This window comes from Solirhodobacter sp. (assembly GCF_964715405.1).
The window spans coordinates 1-5,272 of sequence record NZ_CBAICG010000083.1 but is presented as its reverse complement, the minus strand read 5'-3'; the positions used below and the strand labels follow the sequence as shown (position 1 = coordinate 5,272).

Here is a 5,272-nt window from a genome sequence, read left to right as displayed (position 1 = left end):
GCAAGAGGCGCCCGAACAGCGTCTCCTCCGTGAGATCAACAGAAACCCCCTCCAATCCGAACACCGTCAGCTGAAATCAACGAACGAATGACCGGCAGGCCGTCAGCACCAGATGTGGTGGGTGCCGGACTCAGGGGGATAAGCCTTTTGTCCATTTTTATCAATTATTAACCGGACTTACTTCAAACATCCCTGGATGTCGCCGACCGATGCCGCCCCGCGTCGCGAGCCGAGGCCAGACGCGGGGCCTGCGGCGGCTTCACGCTGCCCGCGAGGCACAAACTCAGGTACCATATTGTTAACTTCACAATTCCGCGTTAGGACTCCGGTGTCGAAAGGTAGCTATTTCATGCCCTTCGCTGACTCGATCCTGCGGATATTGCCCGCATAAACTTGAGAGAGTGTTTGCCATGATATTCAGTGCACCGGTTTTTGCGTTTGCTGCCGCCCTCGTTGCCAGCCTGATCCTCGTTTCGACGAAATCCCTTCATGGTCGGTTCACGCTTGATGGCGTGACCGGAGAACAGAAGATCCATTCCGGGTCCGTGCCGCGCGTGGGGGGCGTCGCCGTCGTCGTCGGCGCCTGCATGGGCGGCCTGCTGCTGACACATGCAAGCGGGTTGTGGTGGATGCTGGCCGCCTGCGCGTTGCCGGCCTTTGCCTTTGGCCTTGCGGAGGACATCACCAAGGTTGTGGGCGTCAAGTGGCGCCTTCTGGCGACGATCCTCGCCGGGGTGATTTTCTCACTGGCGTCAGGCTATTCGATCCATCATGTCGGGCTCGCGCCCATCGACGCGGTCTTGGGCCTGCCGCTGGTCGCGGTGCTTTTCACCGGCTTCGCTGTCGGCGGCGTGGCCAATGCGGTGAACATCATCGACGGTTGCAACGGGCTGGCCTCCGGCACGGCGATGATCCTGTTCGGGGCCTTCGCCGCAATCGCCTTTGGCGTCGGCGACGGGCGTCTGGTGATGGTGGCGCTGGTCGGCCTTGGCGCGGTGGCCGGGTTCTTCGTGGTGAACTTCCCGATGGGAAAGCTGTTCCTGGGGGACGCGGGGGCCTATTCGATCGGCTTCCTGCTGGCGGCGGTGGCGGTGGCGCTGCCTGCGCGCAATCCCGAGATTTCGCCGCTGATCGGACTTCTGGTGCTGATCTACCCGGTTTCTGAAACGCTCTACTCGGTCATTCGCCGGATGCGGCGCGGCGGGGGGGCCGTCGGCCAGCCCGACCGGCTTCACCTGCACAGCCTCACGTTCCAATCGCTCTATGCGGGCATCGCCAAACCGGTATTCCGCAACTCGGCAAGCAGTGTGATCCTCTGGGTGCTGCCGCTTGCCTCGGCGGTGATGGCTGTGTCGGTCGCGCGGGGCGAGGCGACGGTGGTGCTGCTGGCGACGGTGGTCAACGTGGCGCTCTACCGCGCTGCCTACGGACTAGCGAGCCGTGCCGCGCAAGGGGCGAGCGCATCGCTTTCGCTCACCGAATCATCCGCGCAAAAGCCGCTGGCTCAACGTGCCGCTACCGCGCAGACATTGAACGCGCCCGCAACAGCGTCCCAAAGAGAGTTTGCTCTGGCCGATGCCACTTCCCGCTGACGTCCCTTGGTATGCCGCTCAGGTCCGCCCGAACTGCCTGCACATGGCGGTCCGTGGCCTTACGCGGCAAGGGTTCGAGTTCTTCCTGCCCAAGATCGTCTCTGACAAGAAGACGACAGGCGGCGTGGCGGTGCCCTGGGCGCCGCTATTCCCCGGCTACATCTTCGTGCGCTTCGATCCCGCGCGCCCGGCTTGGCGCGCCATCAACGGCACGCGGGGCGTGACGAAACTGGTGAGCTTCGGCAATGGCGGGCCGCGCCCGGTGCCAAACGGCTTCATCGACGAGTTGCAGGCCCATTGCAACGAAAACGGCTTGCTGCTGGCGCCCGACGACCTCGCCCCAGGCGACCGTGTGCGGGTCTTGCGCGGGCCGTTCGCCGATCTCGTGACGGAGATCGCGCGGATCGAGCCCGACCGGCGGATCTGGATCTTGATCGAGATCATGGGGCGAACGACGCGCATGGGTGTCGAACTCGATGATCTGGCGCGGGCGTAGGCGGCACAGTGGCGAGAGCCGGTGAGATCACTGGCGCCGGGATGGGCCCCGGACGGCGAGACCTGCGATGGATCACCGAATGCCGCTAGGGCGAGCAGAACGCCGGGATCCAGTCCGGGCGCGAGTCGGGCACAGCCAGCGGAACGGAATGGGTGCCCAGGTAGGGAACGGTGATCCGCGCGAAATCGGCCACGAATTTCTGCTCGCAGGGCGCCCCAGCCCAGAGCGGTTGCGACCGGCCATGCGCGATCGAGGCCATGAACATGATCGACTCGATCCCGTGCGTCTGGTTGAAGGCGACCCGACGGTAGAACACCTTCCACGCCGCATCGTTCCACCAACTCGCATCCGGAATGGTGCGCCCGCTGCCGACCTTCCATCCCGGCGACGCCCAGAGCACTGCGATCACCGGCTTGCCGGTGGTGGCCAGCGCGGTGGCAAGCCGCTCATAGGCCGCTGGCTCCATCAGGTAGGGATCGATAATGAACCCGTCGCCGCTGATGGCCGCGATGTCAAAGCGTGAAAGTTCCTCGTCAGGCCGGACGAACCCGAACCACTGAAGAAACCTGCGCTCGGGGAATTGCGCCTTGAGCCTGGAAGCGAGCGCCGACAGATAGGCCACGCGCTCGGCGCCCGGCACGCTTTCCTCATCCAGCGAAATTCCGGCCAGCGGAACGTCCTTCAGCCGATCGAGCATCGCCGCGCCCTGCGATACGGTGAGGCTCAGGTCCTGAAGCGGTGCCTGGCCCTTGCGTTGGTCTTTGGTGACGATGAACTGGCAGTCGATGATGACGGGATGTCCCGCCGCGACCAGCTCTCGGATGTCGGCGTCGATCTTCGCCGTCTCAAGCCACATCGGATAGTGCACGACAACGGTGCCGAACGTCTCGGTGTCGGCGCGCGACCACGACGCCCGGTCGTAGCCGTAATAGCCGACCATCGGGTTGGCCTGCGCCGCGGAAGAGGCCGCTGACAGCACGGCGAACACGACGGCGGCAAGCGCGCCAGACCGCCGGAGTTTCCGTCCCCTCCTCGCCCGCGTTCGCAACGTCATGTCGCCGCCTCCCCGTCAGGAATAGATCGCTACCCCGTATTGCAGCACGTCTGACACGAACGAGAACGACCGGACAACGAAATAGAGCGCGATCGCCAGGAAGACCAGGTTGTGCGACTTCCTTTGTGAAATGAAGAAATAGCAGAACGCCATGTAGGCGACCATGTTGGTCCGCTCCGGGCCGAGGGCGAAGGCGAACACGGCAATGGACACGAAGGCACCCGATACTCTCCAGCGATCCTTGAGGAAGATCAGGCTTGTGGCATAAAGGATGAGGATCTTGAGGACGCCGAAAATGTCGTCCTTCTGGTACCTTTCCATCTTGTGCGCCAACTCGGCGCTGAAGTAGGTCACCAGGCCCATGGCTGCGATCAGGAAGGTCGGCGCGATCACGGCGGAATATCTGTCAAGCTTGCCGCCTGTAATCAATGACTTGATCGCAACCCCGCCCCGCGCCGCGACCATCACGGCGAACACGATGATCATCTGAAGATGGACCAGGGGCGAGGCCACGATCAGCAGCCCCCGCTGCCAGCCGCGAAAAAGCAGGCCGACGAGGAAGACCAGCAAGGCGAACTTCAGCCGCTCTGCCGGAACAAGAACGACCAGCGTGTAATAGTTGGTCAGCATCAGGATGATGACATACCACGGCGCCTTGATCCTGCGCAGGTTCAACGCCAGCGCACACATGAAGACCGCATTCATGGCGGCAATGAATTCATTCCGCTCGAAGATACGTGAGGCGGTCCAGATGATGAGTCCGAAGATCGGCTCGACGCTGCTGATATCGAAGAACTGCACCTTCGGAAGGTGCTTCAGGCTTGTGCGCGAGGCATCATACCAGAACTGCGTGTAATGCGCTTGATCGCCCAGCACGTAGACTTGAAGCATGAACAGCGAGAAGAACCAGGTTCCAATGACGATCGGAACCATGATCAGGAAGTTCACCCCAAAGGTGCGCTTCTTGATCCCGATTTGCAGGCGAGGTCTGGTGATCGTCAGGTGCACCGGTTCTACCCTTCATCGAATGCGTGGAGCCGCCGCGACTCGGGCACGACTTCATCACAACTACCATATTCCGATCAAAAGCTCGCGAGCCTTTCTCCCGCCGCGAAGACCGCGGCACCGGCTCCGCATCTGCGACGCATCATCCCCCCGCCGCGCCGTCGGCTATCCCGATCGCGACGCCTGCGGACCCGACCGTGACGCCCGCCGCGGCCCTCTGCCACAGATTCGTCTGTTGATTTCACAAAACTTTTGCGGCACTGGTTCAAACTTGAATGCTGACGATGCGCCTTTGCCGAACCGTCCTTGTGCGACCGGGATCCGAGTCCCGCTCCGTGCGGTAGCTATTGTGATTCAGCCGCCCGAAATCAACGACGCCCGCTACCGCATCCTGCGCCTGCTGGAAGCCGACCCGACGCTGTCGCAGCGCGAACTGGCCGTGACGCTCGGCATCAGCGTCGGGCGCATCAACTATTGTCTTGTCGCACTGATCGACAAGGGCTTCGTCAAGCTGCAGAACTTCCGCGCTGCGCGGAACAAGCTGCGCTACGCCTACATCCTGACCCCCGCGGGCGTCGCCGCCCGGGCCAACCTGACGGCCGACTTCCTGCGCCGGAAGCTGGACGAATACGAACGACTGACGGCCGAGATCGAAACCCTGATCGCCGAGCAGGGCGGGGCGGCGGAGGGGGCGGACCTTTTCATGGCGCGGGGTGCGGATGGAAATCCGGACTAGACGCCTTGCCAGTCCGCCCCCGAATTCACCTGTGCGCCATGCCATCGCGTGGCACATCCGCACGTCACAATGCGTCGCCGAACAACTGAGAGAATTCAAATGGCCGATTACATCGTCAAGGACATCGCGCTTGCGGCTTTTGGGCGCAAGGAACTGGACATTGCGGAAACCGAGATGCCGGGGCTGATGGCGCTGCGCGAGGAGTTTGGCACCTCGAAGCCGCTGCGTGGGGCGCGCATCGCGGGCTCGTTGCACATGACGATCCAGACCGCCGCGCTGATCGAGACACTGAAGGTTCTGGGCGCCGATGTGCGCTGGGCCTCGTGCAACATCTTCTCGACCCAGGACCACGCCGCCGCCGCGATCGCCGCGACCGGCACCCCGGTGTT

The 5,272-nt window shown here is 63.1% G+C and carries 6 protein-coding genes; 4 read left to right on the top strand and 2 right to left on the bottom strand.

The genetic code is table 11. The features are described from left to right. Positions 1–410 precede the first annotated feature (410 nt). Entirely contained in the window at positions 411–1,592 is a 1,182-nt protein-coding gene (locus tag AC11WY_RS19025; protein ID WP_482928411.1) for an MraY family glycosyltransferase, read from the top strand. Beyond that, positions 1,576–2,088 (top strand): transcription termination/antitermination protein NusG, encoded by a 513-nt coding sequence (gene nusG, locus AC11WY_RS19020; protein WP_482928409.1) that lies wholly within the window; start codon positions 1,576–1,578, stop codon positions 2,086–2,088. Before AC11WY_RS19025 ends, nusG begins: the two co-directional genes overlap by 17 nt. Before the next feature lie 85 nt (positions 2,089–2,173). On the opposite strand, the gene AC11WY_RS19015 is transcribed toward nusG, so the two are convergent. Both AC11WY_RS19015 and AC11WY_RS19010 read right to left on the bottom strand, forming a co-directional pair. Next, positions 2,174–3,076, bottom strand: a complete 903-nt coding sequence (locus AC11WY_RS19015) for a hypothetical protein (protein ID WP_482928407.1) — start codon at positions 3,074–3,076, stop codon at positions 2,174–2,176. A gap of 81 nt (positions 3,077–3,157) precedes the next feature. Further along, entirely contained in the window at positions 3,158–4,150 is a 993-nt protein-coding gene (locus tag AC11WY_RS19010) for a hypothetical protein (protein WP_482928405.1), read from the bottom strand. A 346-nt stretch (positions 4,151–4,496) separates the two neighbouring features. Between AC11WY_RS19010 and AC11WY_RS19005 the strand changes: the two genes are divergently transcribed. Both AC11WY_RS19005 and AC11WY_RS19000 read left to right on the top strand, forming a co-directional pair. Then, entirely contained in the window at positions 4,497–4,883 is a 387-nt protein-coding gene (locus tag AC11WY_RS19005) for a MarR family EPS-associated transcriptional regulator (protein ID WP_482928403.1), read from the top strand. Between the two features lie 99 nt (positions 4,884–4,982). Continuing rightward, positions 4,983–5,272: adenosylhomocysteinase (locus AC11WY_RS19000; RefSeq protein ID WP_482928401.1), on the top strand; the 290-nt coding region annotated here is incomplete at its 3' end.